16 protein-coding genes, 2 tRNA genes and 1 riboswitch are annotated in these 22,605 nt (G+C 53.5%); of the genes, 13 read left to right on the top strand and 5 right to left on the bottom strand.

Annotation, left to right across the window (positions count from 1 at the left end; translation table 11 throughout):
• Positions 1-148 precede the first annotated feature (148 nt).
• Positions 149-1,708, bottom strand: a complete 1,560-nt coding sequence (locus tag HMPREF1527_RS03705) for a Mur ligase family protein (RefSeq protein ID WP_016477360.1) — start codon at positions 1,706-1,708, stop codon at positions 149-151.
• A 160-nt stretch (positions 1,709-1,868) separates the two neighbouring features.
• Here HMPREF1527_RS03705 and HMPREF1527_RS03700 point away from each other — a divergent pair.
• The 10 genes from HMPREF1527_RS03700 (at position 1,869) to HMPREF1527_RS03655 (ending at position 10,718) form a co-directional block, all read left to right on the top strand.
• Positions 1,869-1,944: transfer RNA gene (locus HMPREF1527_RS03700), tRNA-Val, on the top strand.
• 73 nt (positions 1,945-2,017) lie between these two features.
• Positions 2,018-2,746, top strand: a complete 729-nt coding sequence (gene rph, locus HMPREF1527_RS03695; RefSeq protein WP_016477359.1) for a ribonuclease PH — start codon at positions 2,018-2,020, stop codon at positions 2,744-2,746.
• A 121-nt stretch (positions 2,747-2,867) separates the two neighbouring features.
• A complete protein-coding gene (gene rdgB, locus HMPREF1527_RS03690) occupies positions 2,868-3,530 on the top strand; it encodes an RdgB/HAM1 family non-canonical purine NTP pyrophosphatase (RefSeq protein ID WP_016477358.1) in 663 nt (220 codons plus the stop codon).
• 59 nt (positions 3,531-3,589) lie between these two features.
• Complete coding sequence (gene nagB / locus HMPREF1527_RS03685; RefSeq protein WP_016477357.1) at positions 3,590-4,324, top strand: glucosamine-6-phosphate deaminase; 735 nt, start codon at positions 3,590-3,592, stop codon at positions 4,322-4,324.
• 159 nt (positions 4,325-4,483) lie between these two features.
• On the top strand, positions 4,484-4,774 hold the full coding sequence (locus HMPREF1527_RS03680) for a Veg family protein (protein WP_016477356.1): 291 nt from the start codon (positions 4,484-4,486) through the stop codon (positions 4,772-4,774).
• A 17-nt stretch (positions 4,775-4,791) separates the two neighbouring features.
• Positions 4,792-5,685, top strand: coding sequence for a 4-(cytidine 5'-diphospho)-2-C-methyl-D-erythritol kinase (locus tag HMPREF1527_RS03675; RefSeq protein ID WP_016477355.1), 894 nt, complete (start codon positions 4,792-4,794; stop codon positions 5,683-5,685).
• A gap of 24 nt (positions 5,686-5,709) precedes the next feature.
• Positions 5,710-5,786 (top strand) — tRNA-Pro (locus HMPREF1527_RS03670).
• Between the two features lie 498 nt (positions 5,787-6,284).
• Positions 6,285-8,045 (top strand): ABC transporter ATP-binding protein, encoded by a 1,761-nt coding sequence (locus HMPREF1527_RS03665; RefSeq protein WP_051113113.1) that lies wholly within the window; start codon positions 6,285-6,287, stop codon positions 8,043-8,045.
• On the top strand, positions 8,046-9,974 hold the full coding sequence (locus HMPREF1527_RS07915; RefSeq protein ID WP_016477353.1) for an ABC transporter ATP-binding protein: 1,929 nt from the start codon (positions 8,046-8,048) through the stop codon (positions 9,972-9,974). It begins immediately after the preceding gene.
• 423 nt (positions 9,975-10,397) lie between these two features.
• Complete coding sequence (locus HMPREF1527_RS03655; RefSeq protein ID WP_016477352.1) at positions 10,398-10,718, top strand: rhodanese-like domain-containing protein; 321 nt, start codon at positions 10,398-10,400, stop codon at positions 10,716-10,718.
• Positions 10,719-10,726: 8 nt separating this feature from the next.
• Here the strand turns inward: HMPREF1527_RS03655 and HMPREF1527_RS03650 are convergent, their stop codons facing one another.
• The 4 genes from HMPREF1527_RS03650 to HMPREF1527_RS03635 form a co-directional block, all read right to left on the bottom strand.
• A complete protein-coding gene (locus HMPREF1527_RS03650) occupies positions 10,727-14,548 on the bottom strand; it encodes a phosphoribosylformylglycinamidine synthase (protein ID WP_016477351.1) in 3,822 nt (1,273 codons plus the stop codon).
• Positions 14,549-14,701: 153 nt separating this feature from the next.
• Positions 14,702-15,502 (bottom strand): energy-coupling factor transporter transmembrane protein EcfT, encoded by an 801-nt coding sequence (locus HMPREF1527_RS03645; RefSeq protein WP_016477350.1) that lies wholly within the window; start codon positions 15,500-15,502, stop codon positions 14,702-14,704.
• A complete protein-coding gene (locus tag HMPREF1527_RS03640; RefSeq protein ID WP_016477349.1) occupies positions 15,502-17,484 on the bottom strand; it encodes an ABC transporter ATP-binding protein in 1,983 nt (660 codons plus the stop codon). The genes HMPREF1527_RS03645 and HMPREF1527_RS03640 overlap by 1 nt, the downstream gene beginning before the upstream one ends.
• Before the next feature lie 11 nt (positions 17,485-17,495).
• Positions 17,496-18,143, bottom strand: coding sequence for an ECF transporter S component (locus HMPREF1527_RS03635; protein WP_016477348.1), 648 nt, complete (start codon positions 18,141-18,143; stop codon positions 17,496-17,498).
• 5 nt (positions 18,144-18,148) lie between these two features.
• A riboswitch (FMN riboswitch) is annotated at positions 18,149-18,302 on the bottom strand.
• 239 nt (positions 18,303-18,541) lie between these two features.
• On the opposite strand from HMPREF1527_RS03635, the gene HMPREF1527_RS03630 reads away from it, so the two are divergent.
• The 3 genes from HMPREF1527_RS03630 to murB all read left to right on the top strand — a co-directional run bounded on the left by HMPREF1527_RS03630 (position 18,542) and on the right by murB (position 22,542).
• Positions 18,542-18,982 (top strand): hypothetical protein, encoded by a 441-nt coding sequence (locus HMPREF1527_RS03630; RefSeq protein ID WP_016477347.1) that lies wholly within the window; start codon positions 18,542-18,544, stop codon positions 18,980-18,982.
• A gap of 286 nt (positions 18,983-19,268) precedes the next feature.
• Positions 19,269-21,458, top strand: coding sequence for a Cna B-type domain-containing protein (locus tag HMPREF1527_RS03625; protein ID WP_016477346.1), 2,190 nt, complete (start codon positions 19,269-19,271; stop codon positions 21,456-21,458).
• Positions 21,459-21,615: 157 nt separating this feature from the next.
• A complete protein-coding gene (murB, locus tag HMPREF1527_RS03620; RefSeq protein ID WP_016477345.1) occupies positions 21,616-22,542 on the top strand; it encodes a UDP-N-acetylmuramate dehydrogenase in 927 nt (308 codons plus the stop codon).
• Positions 22,543-22,605 lie beyond the last annotated feature (63 nt).

Here is a 22,605-nt window from a genome sequence, read left to right as displayed (position 1 = left end):
TGCACCTTCGGAAGAGACCGCCGTTGGAGAGGCTACCTTTGGAAAAGGCCACCTCGTGAAAAGGCCGCCGTTGGAAGAGGCACGAGAGACACAAGAAGCGCGGCACGTTCAGCGAGGAATTCTCCAGCTGGTAGGTAGTGAGGTGACCTTACAGCCTGCCCGCCTCATAGTCGCGCACGGCGTCTTTGAACGCTGCAGCATCGGTTTTCCAGGGGACGTCTCTGCCCCTTACATGCTGGAAGTCCTCATCGCCTTTAGCGAGAAGATACACGATGCTCGGACGCTTATCCGCATAAGCGAGGCGAACGGCCTGACGAATGGCTTCTTCTCGGTCAGGGATAATCTCGTATGAGGCGCCCTTTGGCGTAGCTGCGGCCATTTCCGCGCAGATATCCGCCGGATCCTCAAAGGCGGGATCCTCGGCCGTGTAAATGAGGTGGTCAGCCCACTTGGCACCCTCTTCCGGAAGGTCCCGGCGCCGCTCCTGCGCTTTGCCGCCGGGAGTCCCCGTAACGATATAGCGGCTGTAATTGGGAAACTCTTTTGACGATGACGAGAAAAGCTTCTGATAGGAAAGGCGGTTGTGCGCGTAGTCAACGAGTGCCATAACCTTGCGGTCTTTGGTGGGGATGAGCTCCATGCGACCTGGCACATGCGTATTGAGTAAGGGATACTGGAGCTTCTCGCCGGAAAATCCGAGCAGGCTCGCAACGGCGATGGCCGCAAGCGCGTTATCAACGTTGAAGAGGCCGGGCATGGGAATGGAAAGATAGCCGGTCCACTCAGGCGTGTGAGCGCGGAAGGAAACGACGCCGTACTCGGACGAAATGTCGTCTGCCCAAACGTCCGCCTGAGGATTGGTGGCGGAAAACGTGCATATGCGCTGGCAGTGCTGGGGATTGCGCGCGTGAGCGGCGCGGACGGAAGCGATAACATCCTCGTAATGGTCGGTATCCATATTGACAACAGCGGTTTGCGCCATGTCGAATATCTTCATCTTGCTCTCGAAGTAGTCTTCAAAGGTGGGATGCTCAACAGGGGAGATATGGTCGCGGCCGATGTTGAGAAAGACGGCAATATCCAAGCTCAGGCCATAGGTTCGATCATATTTAAGCGCCTGGCTGGAGACTTCCATATCCATGTAGGCGAGGCCTGAGCGCTTTGCGTTGGCAAGGTGCCTCCAGAGTTCAGGAGCTTCCGGCGTGGTGTTGTTTGGCATACCGCGCTCAATGCCGTCAAAGACTTCAATGGAGCCCATAATGGCGGTCTTTTCATAAGGAGTATCGCCGTCAAGAATGGCGCGCAGCATGTAGGCGGTGGTTGACTTGCCCTTCGTTCCTGTGATGCCAATCATAGTGAGGTCGCGGTCGGGATGTCCGGTGACGTATGCCGCAGCTTCGGCCATTGCACGGCGCAAATTAGCATCGGTCGCGATAAGGGCCGGTACATGAGGCTCTTTTTGAGCGAGCTCAGCGGCATGAGACTCTGCACAAAGATACGCTACAGCGCCAGTTTCAAGGGCGGATGTCAGAAATGTCGGTTTGAACGAGACCCCTTTGCATACAAATAAGTGCCCCGGCTCAACAATACGGGAATCGTGATCAACGCCGTTTACGTCTATCGCCTCGGCGTTTTCGCAGCAATAGGTTCGAGCGAGAAGGTTCTTCTCGGTTAAGTATGAAATAAGTCCCGCCAAGTGAAGTGCCATGTGAGATAGACTCCCGTCAGTTGAGGGTCGACCATCAGTTGAAGGTCGATTGTTGGTTGCAGGTGAGGGCGTGCAAAAATTTGTTTTCGATGAAAGTATACCGCCCGTTTGATAATGACGCGCGCGCAAGCGTGAACCTGTGATAAACTGCACAGGTCATGGGCGATTGGCGCAGTGGCTAGCGCAGGTGCTTTACACGCACAAGGTCGGGGGTTCAAATCCCTCATCGCCCACCAGGAAATCATCGCGGTTCTCGGGTGCTCGGCAGCTCGGGTGCCGCGTTTTTTTGACCCCTTAGGAGGAGCTTCAATGGCGGACGTGCAGGTAGACCGCTCGTATGGACGCGCATGGGATGCGATGCGCCCGGTGATGCTTGAGCGCGATGTAATGAAGCATGCCGATGGTTCGTGTCTGGTGAAGTTTGGAGACACACAGGTACTCTGCTCGGCAACGGTTGAAGAAGGGGTACCCCTGTGGCGGTGCAGCTCACATGCGGGTTGGGTGACTGCCGAGTATGCCATGCTTCCCGCTTCCACGAATCGCCGTACAAAGCGGGAGCGCACTGCGCGTAAAGGTCGCTCGATGGAGATTGAACGACTTATCGGCCGCTCACTGCGTGCGGTGTGTGACCTGAAGCGTCTGGGCGAATATACCGTTACGCTTGACTGCGATGTGCTTCAGGCCGATGGCGGTACGCGTACGGCAAGTATTACGGGAGCCTGGGTGGCGCTCCATGATGCTCTGATGGGCCTGGTTGAGCGTGACGTGCTGCCGCGGCTTCCTCTTTCAGGTCGGGTAGCGGCGGTTTCAATGGGCGTGGTGGACGGTCGCGTTTTGCTTGATCTTGATTATCCAGAAGACAGTCACGCCGACGTAGACATGAACCTCGTGGGAACGGATGGCGGTCGTATTATTGAGGTGCAAGGAACAGGCGAGGGAGGTCCGTTTGAGCGCGACCAGCTTGATCAACTGCTTGATCTCGGCTTAAAGGGTGTTGCGCACTTACTGGACTTGCAACATGAGATAACGGGATTTTGAGGCAATCGGAACAATTGTGACAATGAAGATTTCGGATAATTGTGACAATGAAGACCGTAGGTGTCAGCGTCCGATGCCGTGTCCGCGTACTTCTCGCAATACATCTCAGATGGGAGATAATATGACTCATGCAAAGATTGGCAGCGTAGCACTTGGCTCCGAGGGCGGTACTGCACTTGACCCCGAGCATACCGTAGTGGTCGCGACGGGCAATGCGCACAAGCTGACGGAGATTGAGGCAATTCTTTCCAAAGTCATGCCTGAGATGCGCTTTGTTGCCCTTGGCGATCTCGGCGACTTCCCCGAGCCTGAGGAAACGGGCGCCAATTTTCGCGATAACGCACTTATCAAAGCGCTTGCCGCGTTGGACGAGACGCCTTTTCCGGCGGCTATTGCTGACGATTCAGGATTGTGCGTCGATGCGCTCGAAGGCGCTCCGGGCATCTACTCCGCCCGATATGCCGGCGAGCACGGAAACGACGCCAAGAACAATGCCAAGCTGTTGGATGAGCTCAAGGAGGTGCCCAAGGAGGAGCGCACGGCTCGGTTCCACTCTTCAGTTGCGCTTGTGTACCGAGACGGAGGCGTGCTCATTGGCGAGGGAGATTGCGAGGGCTCCATTGGCTTTGAACCGCGTGGCGAGAATGGCTTTGGATACGACCCGCTTTTCTGGCCAATAGATTCGCCAGGTATGACTATGGCTGAGCTGACGCCCGCCCAAAAAAATGCTATCTCTCACCGGTTCCATGCGCTTGAGGCGCTTTCCGAGCAAATCAAAGGTTAAAATATTGCCGGTAGAAAAGGTAGTTTTAACAGCAAATCGTGTAATATCTGGAGGTTTTGATGAGGATCGTCCGCACGCGTGATTACGATGATATGAGCCGCAAGGCTGCAAACGTCATTTCCGCGAAGATTATTTTGAAACCCGAGTCAGTACTCGGTTTGGCTACAGGCTCGACTCCTATCGGAACGTATCGGCAGCTTGCCGAGTGGAACAAAAAGGGCGATTTGGATTTTTCCCAGGTGAGCACCTATAATCTGGACGAATATCGCGGCCTTTCGCATGACGACCCTCAAAGCTATCACTACTTCATGAAGACAAATCTCTTTGACTTGGTGAATATCGATATCGCCCATACACATGTGCCTGACGGCTCAAACCCAGACGCTGACGCGGCGTGCCGTGAATATGACGAGATGGTCGCCGAGGCAGGCTATCCTGATCTGCAGCTTTTGGGTATCGGACATAACGGCCACATCGGTTTCAACGAGCCTTCCGAGTATTTCTCCAAGGGCACGCACTGCGTCGATTTGACCGAAAGTACCATCAAAGCTAACAGCCGCCTTTTTGAGCACGAAAAAGACGTTCCGCGCCAGGCGTATACCATGGGTGTCCAAACCATTATGTTTGCTCGCTCAATCCTTATTTTGGCGTCGGGCGTTGATAAGGCTCAAGCGGTGTACGACATGTGCTATGGGCATGTGACGCCGCAGTGTCCCGCCTCCATTTTGCAGCTGCATCCCAACTGCACGGTTATTGCCGACGAAGCCGCGCTTTCGCTTTGTCCCGCGGAGTAGGACTCTGTCAAACTCTGCCACCACGACATGATTTTCTGGCACGATGTTATGCGGCTCTTGAGATTCACCTCCAAAGTCCGTATGATAGTGTCTTGATGAATTGTCTAGGATATGTGCGCGGACGCCCTGTGTACTGGTAGTTCGCGCGTTGGAGGCCAGATGGAAAACGAGATTCCACCAGTTAATCGTGTGGACGAGATTCACGAGAAGCTGAGTGCTCTCCAAGGTCAAAAGGTCAAAGTCAAGGCTAATATGGGCCGCTCGCGTATTATTGAGCGCACGGGCACGCTGATTCAGGTGCACCCGAGCCTGTTTATTGTTGAGGTCGGCGAGAGACGTGGTCGTACTGCTCGCCAATCGTATCAATATGTAGACGTGCTGACAGGTACCGTTGAGCTGTTTGACATCGAATCCGGCGAACGTCTTTTTGACTTCGCGTTCGAGGAATAGGCAAGACGGGCGCGCCCATGCAGGAACAAGGACGCCGATCGGTAAAAACTCCTTGCAAAATCAATCTTCATCTGGGAATTCATGCGGAGAAAGATAAACGCGGTTACCATCGCGTTGATTCTGTCATGGTTCCCGTGGGACTGTACAATACTATTACGGTTTGCGATGCATCTGAGCTTGTGATTGAGCACGCTCCGGCCCTTGATATCGCTGGCGAGAAGACCGCGGTGTGGAAGGCTGCCACTATGCTGGCCGCAGAACTCGGTTGCGAACCGAATGTCTCTATCAAGGTTGAAAATACCATTCCTGACCAAGCGGGACTGGGAGGATCGTCAGCAGATGCTGCGGCTACGTTGAGGGCGCTGGCTGAGCGGTGGGGTATTGACGCGTTGGACTCCAGAGTGGTAGCCGTGGCGCGCCGCGTGGGTGCTGACGTGTCGTTCTTTTTACACCCCGTACCATCACTTTTTCTGAATGCGGGAGATGTGTTGGAAGAAGCCTTTCCCAAAATTGTGGGGATGCCACTTGTACTGGTACTTCCCAAGACAGATGGCGTATCGACTACAGATGCGTACGATGCCTTTGACGTTGCGCCAACGCAGCCGAAGGAGTATCGCAGACTGTGCGATCTTTTACGTGCGGGCGTTACGGAAGCTGAATACCAGCAGGTCGCAGATCTTCTGTACAACAATCTCGCACCTTCGGCAAAGGCGCTTTGCCCTGAGGTGGCAGAAATTGAGAGGTGGCTTTCCGCGCGGTCAGATGTTGTAGGCGCGATGGTCTCTGGTTCGGGTAGCTGCTCATTTGCTATTTGTACGTCGCATGAATCAGCAAAAAAGATTGCCCAGGAGGCGCAAAGCTTGCACGGTTGGCGTGCTTTTGCAACAATGACCGTTGGTTTTGACGGCTAAATCTGCTAGAGTTTTCTCTTGCAACGGGTTGTGGCTCAGCTTGGTAGAGCGCTCGGTTCGGGACCGAGAGGTCGCTGGTTCAAATCCAGTCAACCCGACCATGAAAAGACAAGCCAGAGGTTAGCGCCTCTGGCTTTTTTTAGGCGTAGATTCGCGTCCAGCGCCGCACTCTATGAAGGACAAACGAAGAAAGCTCTGCATACCCAGGGATCATTTCTTCGTTCGCGGGCTGTTCTTTTGGCAGGGACCATCCCTTCGCCCGCAGGCTACTCTTTTGTCAGTGAGCATCCCTTTTGCTGCAAGCATTCCTTCGTCGGAGAGTCTTCAATTGTAAGCGTTATCTTACTTTTTAGATGAAACTCGTCTACTATTACAATATGTGTTATGTGGAACTACGCTGCCGCGATAAAGCGGCATCACCAAAAACAGTTTGTATAGAGAGCGGTCACGCCCACAGGTCACGCCGATAATGAATTACGATGGAACGTAATTGCAAGGCACTACAAAACTAGGGTTGTGAATCGCAACGAGGAAAAAGAAAGAAGGTTCTTGTGGCGCAGGAAAAAAGTCAAAAGAAACGCGGAACGATATCCCGCATCATGGACTTTGCGGGGACAAGACGCTCACTTACCATCGTTGGCTGCGTGCTGGTAGCGGTTTCCATGATATTCACCATGATGCCCTATGTGTTTATCTGGCTTGTCGTTCGCAACCTTGTTGCAGTTGCTCCCAGATGGGAAGAAGCCAGTACTATTGCCAGTTACGGTTGGGCGGCATTTTGGTTTGCCGTCTGGGGTATCATCATTTATTTCTGCGGCCTCATGTGCACACACCTGGCAGCGTTTCGCATTGAGACAAATATGCGCAAGGCATGTGCAAGGCGCTTGATGGCAGCTCCGCTTGGCTACTACGACAACCATGCTTCGGGCATCCTTCGCCGTCGTATGGATTCGGCGACCCTCAACATTGAGCAGCTCTTTGCCCATAATCTTGCAGACATTGCTGGTACCATTTCCATGTTCGTCTCAATGGTAATTTTGCTTTTTGTCTTTGATTGGCGTATGGGTCTGGCGTGCTTTGCAGTGGCAATCATTTCTGTAGCCTGCATAATGCATATGGTATCCGGCAAAGGCAAGGACTTTATGGCCGAATATCAGACGGCGCTCGATAAGATGAGCAAAGCCAGTACTGAATACGTGCGAGGCATTCCTGTGGTTAAGATGTTCCAGCAGACGGTGCACACCTTTACGATATTTAAAAAGACTATTGACGAGTACAGTGCTAAATCCGAACAGTATCAAGGAGAGGTCTGCGAGACTCCTCAAAGCATTAACCTGAGCTTTACCGAAGCCGCTTTTGTCTTTTTGATTCCGGTAACCATTCTTCTGCTTCCGGGGTCGATTGCGTCGGGCAATCTTGCAGAGCTCATAACCGACTTTGCGTTCTACGCGATTTTCTCGGCAATTATGTCTACATCGCTGGCAAAGATCATGTTCGCTGCGGGCGGTATGATGCAGGCAAGTGACGCTTTGCGGCGTGTGGAAGAAATCCTTACGGCTCCGCAGGTGAGCGAGGCGCAGACCTTTGAGATTCCCGCCGACAACGGCATTGAGTTCCAAAACGTGAGCTTTACCTATGAAGGTGCCGAGAAGAAAGCCTTGGACGAGGTAACGTTTACGGTTCCCGCCGGTTCGACCGTTGCGCTTGTGGGACCTTCGGGCGGCGGCAAAACTACAGCCGCAAGTCTTATCCCTCGCTTTTGGGACAGTGACACGGGCTCCGTGTTAGTCGGCGGTGCCGATGTGCGCTCTATTGCTCCTAAGGTCTTGATGGATCAGGTTGCTTTCGTGTTCCAGAACAACCATCTGTTCAAAACTACAATCTTGGAGAACGTCCGTGCTTCTCGACCACAAGCCTCGCGCGAGGAGGCGCTGGAAGCTCTTGCGGCTGCGCAGTGCGAGGACATTATCGAGAAGATGTCTGAGGGCGTGGATACGGTTATCGGAACGCATGGCACATATCTTTCCGGTGGCGAGCAGCAGCGCATTGCTCTTGCACGCGCTATTTTGAAGGACGCTCCTATCGTGGTGCTCGACGAGGCCACCGCGTTCGCCGATCCTGAAAACGAAGTGCTCATTCAGAAGGCTTTCGCGCGGCTGACCCAGGGCCGCACCGTTGTAATGATTGCCCACAGACTCTCGACCGTCGTTAATGCCGATAAGATCGTGGTGCTTGACGAGGGCCGCGTGGTTGAACAGGGAACTCACGCTGAGCTGGTAGAAAAAGACGGTCTGTACGCGCGTATGTGGGCCGACTATCAGAAGGCCGTTTCGTGGAAGATCTCAAAGGAGGTGGCCTAAATGTTTGAAGAAAAGGTAAAGATGTTCAACGAGAAGTTCAAACGCAGTTTTGCCCTGACCGACGAAGGCATCGCCAACGTCAAGAAAGGTACGCTGTGGACTGTTGTCGTCAATTTTGTGGACTTTGCGGGCATCGGCTTATTGTTCGTGCTTATGCAGCAGTTGATGGCGATGATGCTTACAGGCGCCTCTGCACCGGATCCGGTCTATAGCGTTGGTAGTGTCGCAATATTTTTGGTTATATCGTTCGCCGCTCATAAGATGCAATATAGAAATACCTACGGTACGGTATATACGGAGGTTGGCAAGCTTCGCATAGGTATCGCCGAGCGTCTCCGTAAGCTTCCACTTTCCTTCTTCGGCGGTCGTGATCTGGCTGACCTCGCTGAAACTATCATGAGTGACGTTGACCGTTTGGAGCACGTCTGGTCGCATGTGCTGGGCTATCTATACGGATCGTATATTTCAACGGCTGTTGTGGCTATTGCGCTTATCGCTTTTAACTGGCGCATGGGAATCGCGGTCATGTGGAGCGTTCCTGTAGCGTTTGGCCTGCTTTTTGGCTTGCGTAAGGTCTGTTCAAAGAGCGCGGAGGAGTCTCGCGCGGATGCGCTGGTTGTGTCCGACGGTATCCAAGAGATGTTGGATACCGCACGTGAGATTCGTGCCACCAACCAGGTTGAACATTACCTTGATGAGCTTGATAACAAGATTGATGCCTCGGAGCGAAGCACCTCCATTGCCGAGCTGAAAGTCGGGCTTATTGTCAATGCGGCGGCGGTTATTATGCGTCTTGGCGTGGCAACTACCATCATTACCGGCGTCCATCTCATACTGACCGGGCAGATCGACTTCATGGTCTTTTTCATGTACCTTTTGACGGTAACTCGCATCTATGCCCCCTTTGATCAGGCGCTGGCTCTCATTGCGGAGCTGTTTATCTCGGAGGTTGCCGCCGAGCGCTTGCAGGCAATCTATGACGAGCCTATTGCCGAAGGAGCAGCCGAATTTAACCCTGCTGGGCACGATATAGTGTTCGACAATGTTTCCTTTGCGTACAAAACCACTTACAGCGAGAAGGACCTTCCGGCTGGCGGGGACGCTGTGACTGATGCTACGGCTGGCGCTGCTACCAACGCCGTGACCGATGTTGCGACTGGCACTGAGCCCAACGCTGAGCTTAAAGCTGCGCCCAATGTTGTGCTCAACGCTGAGCTTAAAGCTGCGCCCAACGTTGTGCTCAACGGCGTGAGTTTTACAGCAAAGGAAGGCGAGGTTACCGCCCTTGTCGGACCATCAGGTTCCGGTAAGTCAACCTGCGCGCGCCTTGCGGCTCGGCTGTGGGACGCTTCTTCCGGATCCGTCCTTGTGGGCGGCGTGGATGTTGCAAGCATTGATCCCGAGATACTTCTCACGGACTACTCGATGGTTTTCCAAGACGTCACACTCTTTGACGATACAGTAATGGCGAATATTCGCATCGGGCGCAAGGATGCTACTGATGAGGAAGTTCTTACTGCCGCTAGAGCGGCCAACTGCGATGAATTCGTAGACAAGATGGCCGACGGCTACAAGACCATGATTGGTGAGAACGGAAGCAGGCTGTCAGGTGGTGAACGCCAGAGGATATCGATTGCTCGCGCGCTGTTGAAAGACGCGCCGATTGTACTTATGGATGAAGCGACCGCCTCACTTGACGTGGAAAACGAGACCAAGGTGCAAGAAGCCCTGACGCGCCTGCTGGTGGGCAAGACTGTTCTGGTGATTGCACACCGCATGCGCACGGTTGAGGCTGCCGATAAGATTGTGGTGTTGGCAGACGGCAAGGTCGTTGAGGAGGGCATGCCTGCCGAGCTGTGCGAGAAAGAAGATGGAGTCTTCCGTCACATGACTGAGCTGCAGCAACAGTCTGGCGGATGGGCACTTTAACGTAAGAGTTTTGTGGGTGTGTGTCTTGGCGGAACAGTCTGGCGGGTGGAGTGAGTGCCTTGCCGCAAGTGATGTCCACACTAGGCTAATAGGTTTGCCTACGCCTGCAGGAATCATGCTTGTTAACTGGGCCTTGGTTTGTGAATTATGAGCTAATGAATTGTACAGGCTAATGAGTCTTGTATAGGCTAATGAATTTTGTTTTTGTGTCTGTTGGCGATGTACCATAATTATGGTACATCGCCAACAAGCCTCATTTTATAATTGTGTAGCTAGAAAGGCTGCACATAGCTGCGTGTAATGGCACATAGCTGCGCATAACTGCACATAGTCGGCATAGCCGCTAGTAGCTGTATGTGGCTGCTTGTAGTCTGCAATCTTCGCTATTATCGATATGGGTATGTTTTAAAAACAAGGAACACTATGAGTATCTTTTCTTTCTTTGGCGGTGGAGCAAATATCAACGAAGGCGTTGCTGAAGCTCGTGAGACTTCAGGCGCCATTCTGGTGGACGTTCGCGAGGCAGATGAATATGCGTCAGGCCATATAAAAGGTGCAGTGAACGTGCCTCTTTCCAGCATTGGAAAGATTTCCTCCACTGTTTCCGATATTGCGGTTCCGCTCTTTCTATACTGCGCAAGTGGGGCTCGTAGCGCACGCGCTATGAAAGCCCTGAAGCAGATGGGCTATACAAGCGTACGCAATATCGGAGGTATCAGAGGCTATACCGGTCCTGTTGAGTAGTGTTTCCTTTACGCAAAGTAGTCAACGCCACCTTCGATGAGCGGTTGGAACTGATCGCCTGGCGTAAGTTCCGGAATGTTGCGGTAGAGACCAAAGCCCGCACGTTCAGTGTGGCCCATCTTGCCAAGCACACGACCGTCAGGACTGGTGATACCTTCGATGGCCCAAACGGATCCGTTAGGATTGACCGAGATATCCATGCTGGGATTACCTCCCGCGTCAACATACTGTGTGGCAATTTGACCTGCGTCTTTAAGACGGGTAAGAAGGTCCTCAGAGGCCACAAAGCGACCCTCGCCATGACTGATGGCAATGGTGTGGATGTCACCGGGCGTGCAGCGTGAGAGCCAGGGCGATAGGTTTGATGCCACGCGCGTGCGAACAAGCTTGCTCTGATGGTGGCCGATGGTATTGAAGGTAAGCGTGGGGCAGGTATCGTCCATGGGGCGGATATCGCCATACGGAACGAGCCCCAGCTTAATTAGTGCTTGGAAGCCATTACAAATGCCTAGCATAAGGCCATCGCGGTCATTCAGAAGCCGGCGGACAGCCTCTGTGACCTGGGGTGCTCGAAACAGAGCGCAGATGAATTTGGCGGAACCGTCAGGTTCGTCGCCGCCCGAAAATCCGCCAGGAATCATAACAATCTGGCTACGGTCAATCTCTGCAGCAAGCGCGTTTGCGGATTCGGTAATGTCAGCGGCTGTGAGGTTGTTGATAATGAGTGTAGTGGGTTTTGCGCCGGCTCGCTCAAAGGCGCGAGAAACATCGTATTCGCAGTTATTTCCCGGGAAGACGGGAATCACTACACGTGGACAAGTAGAGCTAGCAGTCCGGACAGGGCCAATGGGGCTAGCGGGGCTTGCAGGGCGTACAAGCGCGGGTCCGGTGTAGGTGTGTCGTGCCTGGCTGCCGTCAAACGTGACGGCATCGACGCCCTCGCGTGCGTTCCCGCTGCGATAAGGGAATACCCCCTCCAGCGGCCGCTCCCACGCTTCCTGTAGCCAGGCGAGGTCGATCTTCTCGCCACATGCGGAAAGCGTGTAGTCGGAGACGGTGGTTCCAAGGGGAGCTACTGTAACGCCCGCAACATCGTCAAGGGATACGCCGGGCTTGAGCTCCACAATAAAGGAGCCGTACGCCGGCGCAAAGAGCGCGTCAGTAGTAAATTCCGGTTCAAGTTCAACGCCTATGCCGTTGCCCAGACAGCTCTTGAAAAGCGCTTCAGCGACTCCGCCGTAGCCAGGTGTGGTAACGGCAAGGGCGGATCCAGACTGCGCAAGGCCATAGACCAGCTCAAAAGCGGTGGTGAGAGAGTCGGCCTTGGGCACCAGACCGGTTTCATCGTAGGTGGGCACGATAGCAATGAGACGGTGCCCGGTGCCTTTGAACTCCGGGGAAATGATGTCCGATACGCTCGCAAGACCTGTTGCAAAAGAAACAAGCGTGGGCGGGACGTCCAGCTGCTCAAAACTGCCGGACATAGAATCCTTGCCGCCGACAGCCGCCAGTCCAAGATCGATCTGTGCCATCAGAGCGCCGAGCAGAGCCGCCGCGGGTTTGCCCCAACGGGCAGGATCGTCGCGCAGCTTCTCAAAATACTCCTGGAAGGTCAGGTAGAGCTTTGTATGATTAAAGCCCGTTGCTACCAGGCGTGAAACAGACTCAACAACGGAGAGGTAAGCGCCGCGGAACTGATCGGCCTCCATAAGGTAGGGGTTGAAGCCCCATGCCATGCCAGAAACCGTGGTTGTCTCGCCATAAACCGGCAGCTTTGCCACCATAGCGAGCGCGGGGGTCAGCTGATGTGTGCCGCCAAAGGGCATCAGCACGGTAGCCGCTCCGATGGTGGAATCAAAGCGTTCGGCAAGCCCTTTGTTGGAAGCAACGTTCAAGTCGCTTACCAGCGCGTGGAGCCGTTCGCGCAGCGTTGTGCCGGTCCAGGCGGACTGGTAGCGCGTATAGGGTTCAGGCTTTTTCAGCCGCATCGTTGTCGACTTGGGAGCGCCGTTTGAGGCGAGAAACGCGCGGCTGATGTTGACGATTTTCTCGCCACGCCAGCGCATGACGAGGCGCGGATCTTCGGTTACGCGGGCAACAACAGTAGATTCAAGGTTTTCCTCACGGGCATAGCGCCGGAAGGTTTCCACATCGGCAGGGTCCAGCGCTACCGCCATGCGCTCCTGCGACTCTGAGATAGCCAGCTCTGTGCCATCGAGGCCGTCGTATTTCTTTGGCACGGCGTCCAAGTTGATGTCCAAGCCGTCGGCGAGCTCTCCGATGGCAACGGAGACGCCGCCGGCGCCGAAATCATTGCAGCGCTTAATTAGGCGGCACGCGTCACCACGGCGAAAGAGGCGCTGAAGCTTGCGCTCAACAGGTGCGTTGCCCTTTTGAACTTCCGCACCGTCACGTTCAATGGAGCCGGAGTCGTGCGCTTTGGATGAGCCTGTAGCGCCGCCGATGCCGTCGCGACCGGTGCGACCCCCTAAGAGCACGATGGCGTCACCGTCCGCAGGGCGTTCGCGGCGGACGTGATTGGCAGGCGTAGCGCCGACAACGGCACCGATTTCCATGCGTTTGGCCATATATCCCGGGTGATAGAGCTCCGAGACCTGACCCGTTGCAAGACCGATTTGGTTGCCATAAGAAGAGTACCCGGCTGCCGCCGTGCGGACGATGGTGCGCTGGGGAAGTTTGCCGGGAAGCGTTTTTGCGATGGGAACTGTGGGGTCTGCTGCGCCGGTTACGCGCATAGCCTGATAGACGTAGCTGCGTCCGGAAAGCGGATCGCGGATAGCGCCGCCGATGCACGTTGCCGCGCCGCCGAAGGGTTCGATCTCGGTGGGGTGATTGTGGGTCTCGTTTTTGAACAGGAAGAGCCAGTCTTCGTCATGACCATTGACGTCGACTTTGACCTTGACCGTGCAGGCGTTAATCTCTTCAGACTCGTCCAAAGTGGTGAGAATACCACGCTTACGCAGATACTTCGCGCCGATGGTAGCCATATCCCAGAGTGAGACCGCGCGATCTTCTTGCCCAAGCTCATGGCGCAGGTGAAGGTAGCGCTCAAAGGCCGCTTGTACCACGGAATCATCTATCTGAACACCGGTGATGCCGGTGTTGAATGTCGTGTGGCGGCAGTGGTCGGACCAGTACGTATCGATGACGCGAATCTCGGTGATGGTGGGGTCGCGGTGCTCGTCGGTGAAATAGCGCTGGCAGAATGTGAGATCGGCGAGGTCCATGGCAAGGCCGCGTGTGACGAGAAACTCTTTCAGCCCCGCTTCGTCTAGTTCCCGAAAGCCACGAAGCACTTCGACATCGGCAGGTTCGGGAGCGGCAGACCTCAGCGTAGCGGGCAGGTCGAGCGACGCTTCGCGAGCCTCAATGGGGTTGATGACAAAACGTTTGATGGAGGCGATGTCGGCCGCGTTCAGCTTGCCGCCCAGAACGTAGATGCGAGCAGAGCGCACCATCGGGCGCTCGCCCTGGCTGATAAGCTGTACGCATTCAGCGGCGGACTCGGCACGCTGGTCAAACTGACCCGGGAGAAATTCAACGGCAAAGGTGTGGACGGGGAGGTTCTTCTCGCTTGCAAAGCGAGGCTCAGGCATAGTGCGAAAAGCGCAATCCGATTGCGGCTCGGAGAAAACCGTAGGAATGCAGGATTCAAAAAGCTCTTCGGAGATGCCTTCGACGTCATAGCGGTTGATAAGGTCTACCTCTTGCAGCGCGGTGATACCAAGCGAATCTCGGATCTCTTTCAGGAGGGCGGTTGCTTCGCCTTCGAAACCGGTTCTTCTCTGGACATAGACACGCAAGACCATAGGTTCACCTTTCCCGTGCACGAGCGCTTTCGTCGAGTGTCTCTATTCTACGGTACGTTTGCGGTATGACGGCGGTGTTTGGCGAGAAGTGCCTGTTTTGTAACAAGTTTTGTCCGATGGATGCGAGTGGTTTATCAGTCAAGGAGCAATCCCTCAAACCAACGCAAGTACAAAGATACCAGCAATAACCGCGGCTGTAACAAGCAGGGACGCAGCCTCTCGGAAGGTAAAGCGAGTCTGGCGCCATGAGGTGCGCGGGGCTGCGGCAACATAGTTGCGAGCATCAAGGGCTCGCGCAAGGTTCTCCGCATGTCGCAAGGAGCTGGCGATAAGCGCCACCGTAATCGACTGCAACGCCCGACAGCGCTGGATAAGTGAGCCATGACGAGCGCTTCCGCCTCGCGCTTCTTGAGCCTCGGTAATGGAGGTCGCGTCCGCAGAGAGCGTTGGGATAAAACGCAGCATAAGCGAGAAAACCATGGCAAGCTCGTGACCGGGCAACCCGATACGCGAGAGCGGCGAGAGTGCCGTATCGAACGCTTTGCCGAGGTCGTTAGGCGTGGTGGTGAGCATGAGCAGCATGCCGATAAGGATGGCGGCAAAAACGCGTATGGGATAGAGAATAGCCGCCCAGACGCCAGCGGAGGTAATGACTACGAACTCCGCAGCAACCAGGGTGTCTCCACCCCGCACCAGAAGGAGGTTACAAAGGGCGAGTACCGTCAAAACCCAGGCTACCGGAACAGCAGAGCGCAGGACGTGACGGACAGGTATGTGCGCCAGAGCGAGAAGCGCTAGGGCAATTACGCAGAAAAAAGCCAGCTGCAGCGGTGTTTTTACAAAGAACGACGCAAGTATGAGCAGCAGCGCGCAAACGCTTTTTACCGTGGGATTCAGCCGATGGACGATGGACGATGCATGGTAGTACCGGCCGATAGTGAGCTTACATGACATTAAGCATCACCGTTCAAAGCGTCAAAAAGCGCGCCGGTCAGTTCGTCAAGAGTAAGTGGTCGGCCAAGGTTTGTGCCGGTGGCTTCCGCGAGAGCGTCTGCCCATATAAGCGCTTTGGGTACGCTCAGGCCTATCTGGCGGAGGTACTTCTCGCCAAGCGTTGTGAACACCTTGAGAGGCGTATCATTGCCGACGATAGAGCCTTGGGACAGCACGATAAGCCGGTCCGCCAGCGCGGCGTCGTCCATGGAGTGCGTGACCTCAATCAGCGTGGCGCCTGATGATTTGACCTGATCGAGCAGGGCGCGGAGCTTGGCTCTGGCATGAGGATCAAGCCCGGCGGTCGGCTCATCCAAAACAAGAATGCGCGGCTGCATGGCAAGCACGCCGGCGACAGCGCAGAGTCGCTGCTGGCCGCCGGAAAGCTCGAATGGCGAAACATCGGCTTTGTTCTGGAGTCCGGCAAGCTCAAGTGCATGAACCACACGGGCATTGACGTCTTGCGGGGAAAGTCCCAAATTTTCGGGACCGAAGGCGACGTCTTTGAATACGCTCTCAGCAAAAAGCTGCCGCTCAGGCCGTTGCATGACAAAGCCGACAATACCATGGAGCAGTTTTCGGTGACGTCTGTTGGAAGTGTTGTAGCCGTTGATCACAATGGTTCCCGAGTCGGGAGTGCTCAGCGCGCAGAGCAGGCGGGCAAGGGTCGATTTGCCCGATCCGGTTGCGCCGATAATAGCAGTTGAGGAGCACTCCTGTAGCGTAAAGCTTACGTCGTCCAAGGCGCGGATACTGTTACTGCGGTGCGTTTGTGCACGTGTCGAGAAGAGCTTGTGCTTGCGGCCGGTCTCTACGCCGAAGGTCTGAGTGACGTGGGAGACGGCAACAAGGTCTTCTTTGACGCTTTCGGCTGCGATACTGGTTGCAGCCGTGGTGGCGGTGCCGGTTGCGGCATCGCCGGTGGCCGTGGTGGCGGTGCCGCCTGCGGTCGTACCTGCGGTAGGTTTTGTTTTCGAGTCCGAGCGTAGGACAGCAAGCAACTCCATTATCGAGTCTTTGAGCTGCTCCGAGTCGAGAGTCCAAGGGACTTCAAAGCCCTTCTCGCGAAGGCGATCCTGAAGCTGCACCTCAAAGGGTTCTTCAAGTTCCAACGAGGCGACAAGATTTTGTTGTATAAAGAAATCGGCCGGTGGTCCCGCGAAGGCTACGTGTCCGTGATCCAAGGCAATGACCTGGTCGGCGTTCACAACTTCATCCATGAAATGCGTGATATGGGCAATCGTGCACCCATCTTGGCAGAGCTTTTTAACGAGCTTCATAACGCCGCGTCGCCCGATGGCATCCAGTGAGGCGGAAGGCTCGTCAAGTACCAGTAGCTTTGGATCCATCGCCAGAGCGCCTGCAATAGCAACACGCTGCAGCTGGCCGCCGGAGAGCGTTGAGGGATCTCTTTGGGCAAAGTCTGTCATGGCAACGCGCTTGAGCTCACGCCGGACAAGGCTGTCAATCTTTGCGCTTGGTACCTGGAGATTTTCGGGGCCAAAGGCGATATCTTCATCTACCAGACTCGTAACAATTTGGTCTTCGGGATTTTGAAACACCAGACCCAACTGTCGGCATGCATGGGCATAGGCGGTAAAGTCTGCCTTTCCATCTGCGAAGACCTTCTCGCCTGCAAGCATAACAGAGCCTGAGTCGGGAGCAGAAAGCCCGCAGAGAATTGAGGCGAGCGTCGATTTGCCACTGCCATTAGCTCCTACGATACAGGTCCTCTGACCTGCTGGAATCTCAAGAGAGATGCCATCGAGGGCAATAGTGCCGTTCTCGTAGATGTAGGTAACGTCACTGAGGTGTGCAATAGTTCGGGGCGTTTCACGCTGTGCCGTCTCGGATTGTGTCGCTTCGGGCTGTATCGCTGTGCCTCGCGTCTCTTTGGGTTGCGGCGCCTCAGACCCTCTGAGCTGTGCGGAAGAAGTACTCACGGGAGTTCCGCTTAGGAAGCGTCGATGGCGTGCATCTTCCACAGGCGCGTGGTCGACCGCAGTAAGAGAGTGGTTACGATGCCGTTGATGACAACTTTAAGCACGTTGAAGGGGAGGAGCGTCGGAATGATAAGCCCGATGACGGCATCGATGCTCATGCCAGTGTAGAGCGGCGTTACCGCAAGGTTTCCAAGGATGCACGTGGCAACGCTGACGACGCCCCCTACGACGAGTCCCGGAATGGCCCCTTTGACACTTGTGGCGTGTCCGTGGATTATGAGGCTCGCAGGGAGCACCATGCTCAGCGTGGCTAGGATTGCCATGACAGTGCCATATATGCCGGACTCAGTTGCAAGATGTACCAGGTAGGGAAGAATCGAAACGACGGCTCCCGCGGCCGGTCCATAGGCGATGCCCGCAATGAGCGCGATGATGCCCGAGGGATCATACTTGAGAAACGTAATGCCCGGCAGGATAGGAAACTGCAGTACCAGCGTACAGATTGCCGCCGCCGCGCAGAGCACGGCGAGAAGAGCAATGCGCCTGGTGCTCCACCCTCCGCTTGAGAGGCTGGTGGCGTGTGAGGCGCTCCGGGTGCCGGCGGTTGCGTTGTGCGAGACGCCTTGAGGTTCGGCTGTTGTGTCATGAGTTGTAGGCATGGGTTTCTCCGCTTCTCCCATCCGGACTATACCGTTGGTCTTGGAATCTCACCAAGTCAACCGCTTGCGCGGGTCGCGGACTTCGTTTGATCGAGCAGGCTTTTATCTGTCTCAAACGTCACCACCAGTAGGGAATCTCACCCTTTCCTGAAACTGTCATGAGGAACTATAGCACGTTTGAGCGAAAGCAGAAATTGTATTTTTCTTTGAGCTGTCGGATTGACGACTACACGCCCCTTGACATCAGCAGGTGCCTGCTGCAAGGAGATACCCATCATAAAAAGTTAACTATCGTGAGGAGAAGTTTATTTTGTGAACTGAATAATGCTTCGAGACATGCGTTCTTGTCGCCGTACTATGCTTCCATAGAGACAGGTTGATACGAAAAGGAGGCTGAGATGTGCGAGGAATGCTACGTTGACGATAGAAGGATTACCCCGCTCATCAATCCTTTGGAATGTCTGGAGCATCACACGCAGTATATATGCGGTACCTGCGGCCGCTGCATCTGTATTGAGCGAGATCCAAAGAGAGGCTTGCAGAGGTGGAATTTCCCCTTTAAGTCGCTTGAAATTGCCAAGCTTTACTTACGCGCCGCTGACTATACGGTAAAAACTGCATGTGGTATTTACGAGTTGCAAGATGCGAACAAGAGACTCTCGTATAAAATTTTTCCAACTGTTACCGATTTAGAGGAATTCCTCAAAAAGCACAGGGATAAAAAGTGCTCCCAGATGGCGCCTCTGTTCTCGGCAGCGGCGTATAAAGAGTTTCCCTATACAAGTGTGAGAAAGCTCAAAAAAGAGGAAATTACTCAGTATTTAAGTGAGCGCTCTTAAGAGTATATAACTATAGTTTTACCAGCAAAGAGAGGTTTTTTGAAGTAAAAAGTTCCTGGAAAAGACACCTAATTAATCTCATATTGACAAGTTGTGAATTTAGAGTGTAGACATAAGGACTTAGATAGGTTTTGGTTGCTTTGTGATCGGGGGGGGTAGACTTTTTAATATGTATTTAGTCCTCTGCCACTTACGGTAATGCAAGCTATGGTCAGTGATATAGAAAGGTTATCTGTAGGTGTGTTAATTTTTGTTATGTAGTCAAAAAGAAAGGATAAGATGCACCATGAAAAAGAAGTTTTGTAACTTCTTGGGAGTACTGCTTGCTGTGAGCCTTATGGTTCCGGGAGGTGCTTTTGCCGCTTTTGCTGATGAAATTACGTCTACGCGTGATACCCCTCAGCTAACCACCGAGCAAACTCAAAGTAGCTCTAAGGCAAAAGATCAAGAGGCTCAAGAAGAGCAAGCCGAAGCTGCTACTGAAGACGAGCAGACCATTCCTTCAGAGCAGCAAGTATCTGATGAGAATGAAGAACAAAAGACCAATGGTACAAGGGCAGGTCCTTTATCTGAAGTAAGCGCTAGTGATACCTCCTTAGATAATCCTATTGCCCCTGTATCACTTCTGCGTGCTCCTACAGCTCCTCAAGTCGTTGATGTTGATATCACGCGTTTTCAGATTGAGGCGCCAAAGGGAAATCCTGTTACAGAGCTGGACAAAAACTGGTCGTTTTATTTGGCAATGGACTGGAAGGTTAAAGATAGCTCTACGGTGTTGCATAAAGGTGATTACTTCGATATTACCCTTCCTGACAACCTGAAGTTTCCCCCTAATTACTCCGCTCCTGAATTTGATCTAACGGATTCTGACGGAAATGTGATTGCACGCGCAAAAGTTACACCCGGACCTGATAATGCAGGGGGCAGTGTAAGAGTTACGTTTAATGATAAGATTGAGAATAAATATAATGTGCACGGCACACTGTACATGTCCGCCCTGTTCAATAAGCAAAAAATACAAGACAATAAGCCAAATACTTTTACTGTGACTGTTAATGGGAAGGCCATATCGACGGATCTTACGCCGACTAAAAAGGGTATTCCAAGCGATGAACTCCTTGGAAAATGGGGAGAACGCATTAATGGTGCTGACCAGGTAATATGGTACGCACGGTTCAATTACAAAAAGGCAAACCTCCATAATGCAGTCGTTACAGACTCACTAAGCGGTGATGAAACCTATATACCGGGCTCCTTTAGGCTTAATAAGGTTGTCTTGAACGATGAAGGTCAAGCTACGCAGGTTCTTGAAAATATAGACATAAGCGGAAAGCTTACCTTAAGTCCTGACAAAAAATCCTTTACACTCAATTTGGGAGATGTTGCCGGTTCACAGTATGAGCTTGCCTATACCACAACATATAAGCCGGGTACAACGATTCGCAATAAAATAAAGCTTACATCTCGTGAAGAATCAAAAGAAATAACGGCTTCATATGCTACTCAGGACAATGGAGGAACAGCTGGTGGTGACCTTGCCAGCAAGATTAAACTTACCAAAGTTGACGAAGATGGCGTCACACCCTTGAAAAATGCCGTATTTACGGTAACCGCTCCTGACGGTTCTACCTTTGAGCTGACGACAGGAGCAGACGGAACAGTAACTTCAGGTGTTCTTGTGCAAGGTACCTACAAGGTCAAGGAGAAGAAGGCTCCCTTGGGCTATGAGCTTGGAAGCGATGAGTACACCCTTGAGGTAACTCCTGCAGGAGGTGCTCTTAAGACCATTACCAACAAGCCCATTAAAATTTCGGTTTGCGTTAAGAAGACCTGGGTCGGACCTAAGGCAGGACCTGTAACAGTGCATCTGCTCGCAGACGGTACCGATACCGGCAAAACGCTCACTCTTGATGAGTCCAACGGTTGGAAGGGACAGTTCGACAATCTTCGCAAGTACAAGGCTGATGGAACAGAGATTGTCTACACCGTCAAAGAAGACGATGTTCCCAACTACACTGCAGAAGTGACAGGTGATGCTGCCACAGGCTTTACCATCACCAATACCAACACTGAGAAAGTCAATGTCCCTGTCAAGAAAGAGTGGGTCGGACCTAAGGCAGGACCTGTAACAGTGCATCTGCTCGCAGACGATACCGATACCGGAAAGACCGTAACGCTTGATGAAGCAGGCAACTGGCAAGGTAGCTTCTCTGGTCTTGACAAGTACGCTGCAGACGGACATGAGATTGTCTACACCGTCAAAGAAGACGATGTTCCCAACTACACTGCAGAAGTGACAGGTGATGCTGCCACAGGCTTTACCATCACCAATACGGAGACACCTAAGCCTAAAAAGCCTTCTAAGAAGGTCCCTTATACAGGAGACGCTGGTGTCTTGGGTACAGTAGTGCCTTTAAGCGCAGGAGCTATTGCTCTTCTTGGTACAGGTATCTACCTTAGAAAGAGGAACAAGTAAGCAAGATTCACTGATACTCTCAGAGAGGTAAACTAAAACAGGACTGCATCTTATGATGCAGTCCTGTTTCAGGATATAAGCTCTTCTCGCCCGCGATGCCTTAGCGCGAGCATTGAAGTAGAATGGATATGTTGGCCTTTGGTAAGGAGTGTATTGTATGTCTGAAAGCGGCTATGACTTAGAAAGCCTGGCCTGGAGACTTCGTTCGATTGTTGGAGAGGAAAATGTCCGTACGGACGAGCCAATGAGCGAACATACTACCTTTAAAGTTGGTGGACCTGCGGATATATACGTCATTCCCGATGACGCTGACGAGGTTCATGAGGTGCTGGAGGAATGCAAAAGCGCCGGCATCCCGTATTTCATCTTGGGATACGGATCGGATCTTCTGGTGTCTGACGCCGGGTATCGCGGGGCCATTGTCGCCATCGCGGACGGCATGTCGGGCGTTACGGTTGAGGACAATGAGATTACCTGTCAGGCAGGTGTCGGTCTTAAAGAAGCTTCTGAGATGGCGTGCGAGCTGGACCTCACCGGCCTTGAGTTTGCCTGTGGCATTCCGGGTTCTATCGGCGGCGCGTGCTACATGAACGCTGGCGCCTATGACGGTTGCATCGCCGACGTGCTTAAAAACGTTCGTGTGCTGCTTGCCGACGGTACACAGGCAACTATTGACGCTGGCGATTTGGATCTAGGCTACCGTCACAGTCGCATTGCCGATGAGGGTATGGTTGTACTTTCGGCTACATTTTCGCTCCGCCGTGCTGATGGTGAGAAAATCCGCGAAAAAATGGATGAGTATACGCATCGCCGCGAGGAAAAACAGCCACTTGAGCTGCCTTCTGCCGGCTCGACATTCAAGCGGCCGGAAGGTTATTTCGTAGGCAAGCTTGTAACCGATGCGGGGCTTAAAGGCTATCGTTTTGGTGGAGCCGGCGTGTCCGATAAGCACGCGGGCTTTGTGGTCAATTACGATCATGCGACTGCCGCCGATGTTCATGCCGTTATTGAACATGTGCAAGCAGAGGTCAAACGTCAGTTTGGCGTTGAGCTTCATCCTGAGGTGCGATTCCTTGGCGAGTAACGTGCGTCTGTCTGGATTTCCAGAAATGGATTTCCAAAAAAGTGCCACAGTTGTGATAAAAAT

Origin of the sequence: Atopobium sp. oral taxon 199 str. F0494, from assembly GCF_000411555.1 — a bacterium.
GTDB lineage: Bacteria > Actinomycetota > Coriobacteriia > Coriobacteriales > Atopobiaceae > Lancefieldella.
Note: the sequence above shows the minus strand (reverse complement) of the source record. Positions and strands in the feature narration are given on the sequence as shown.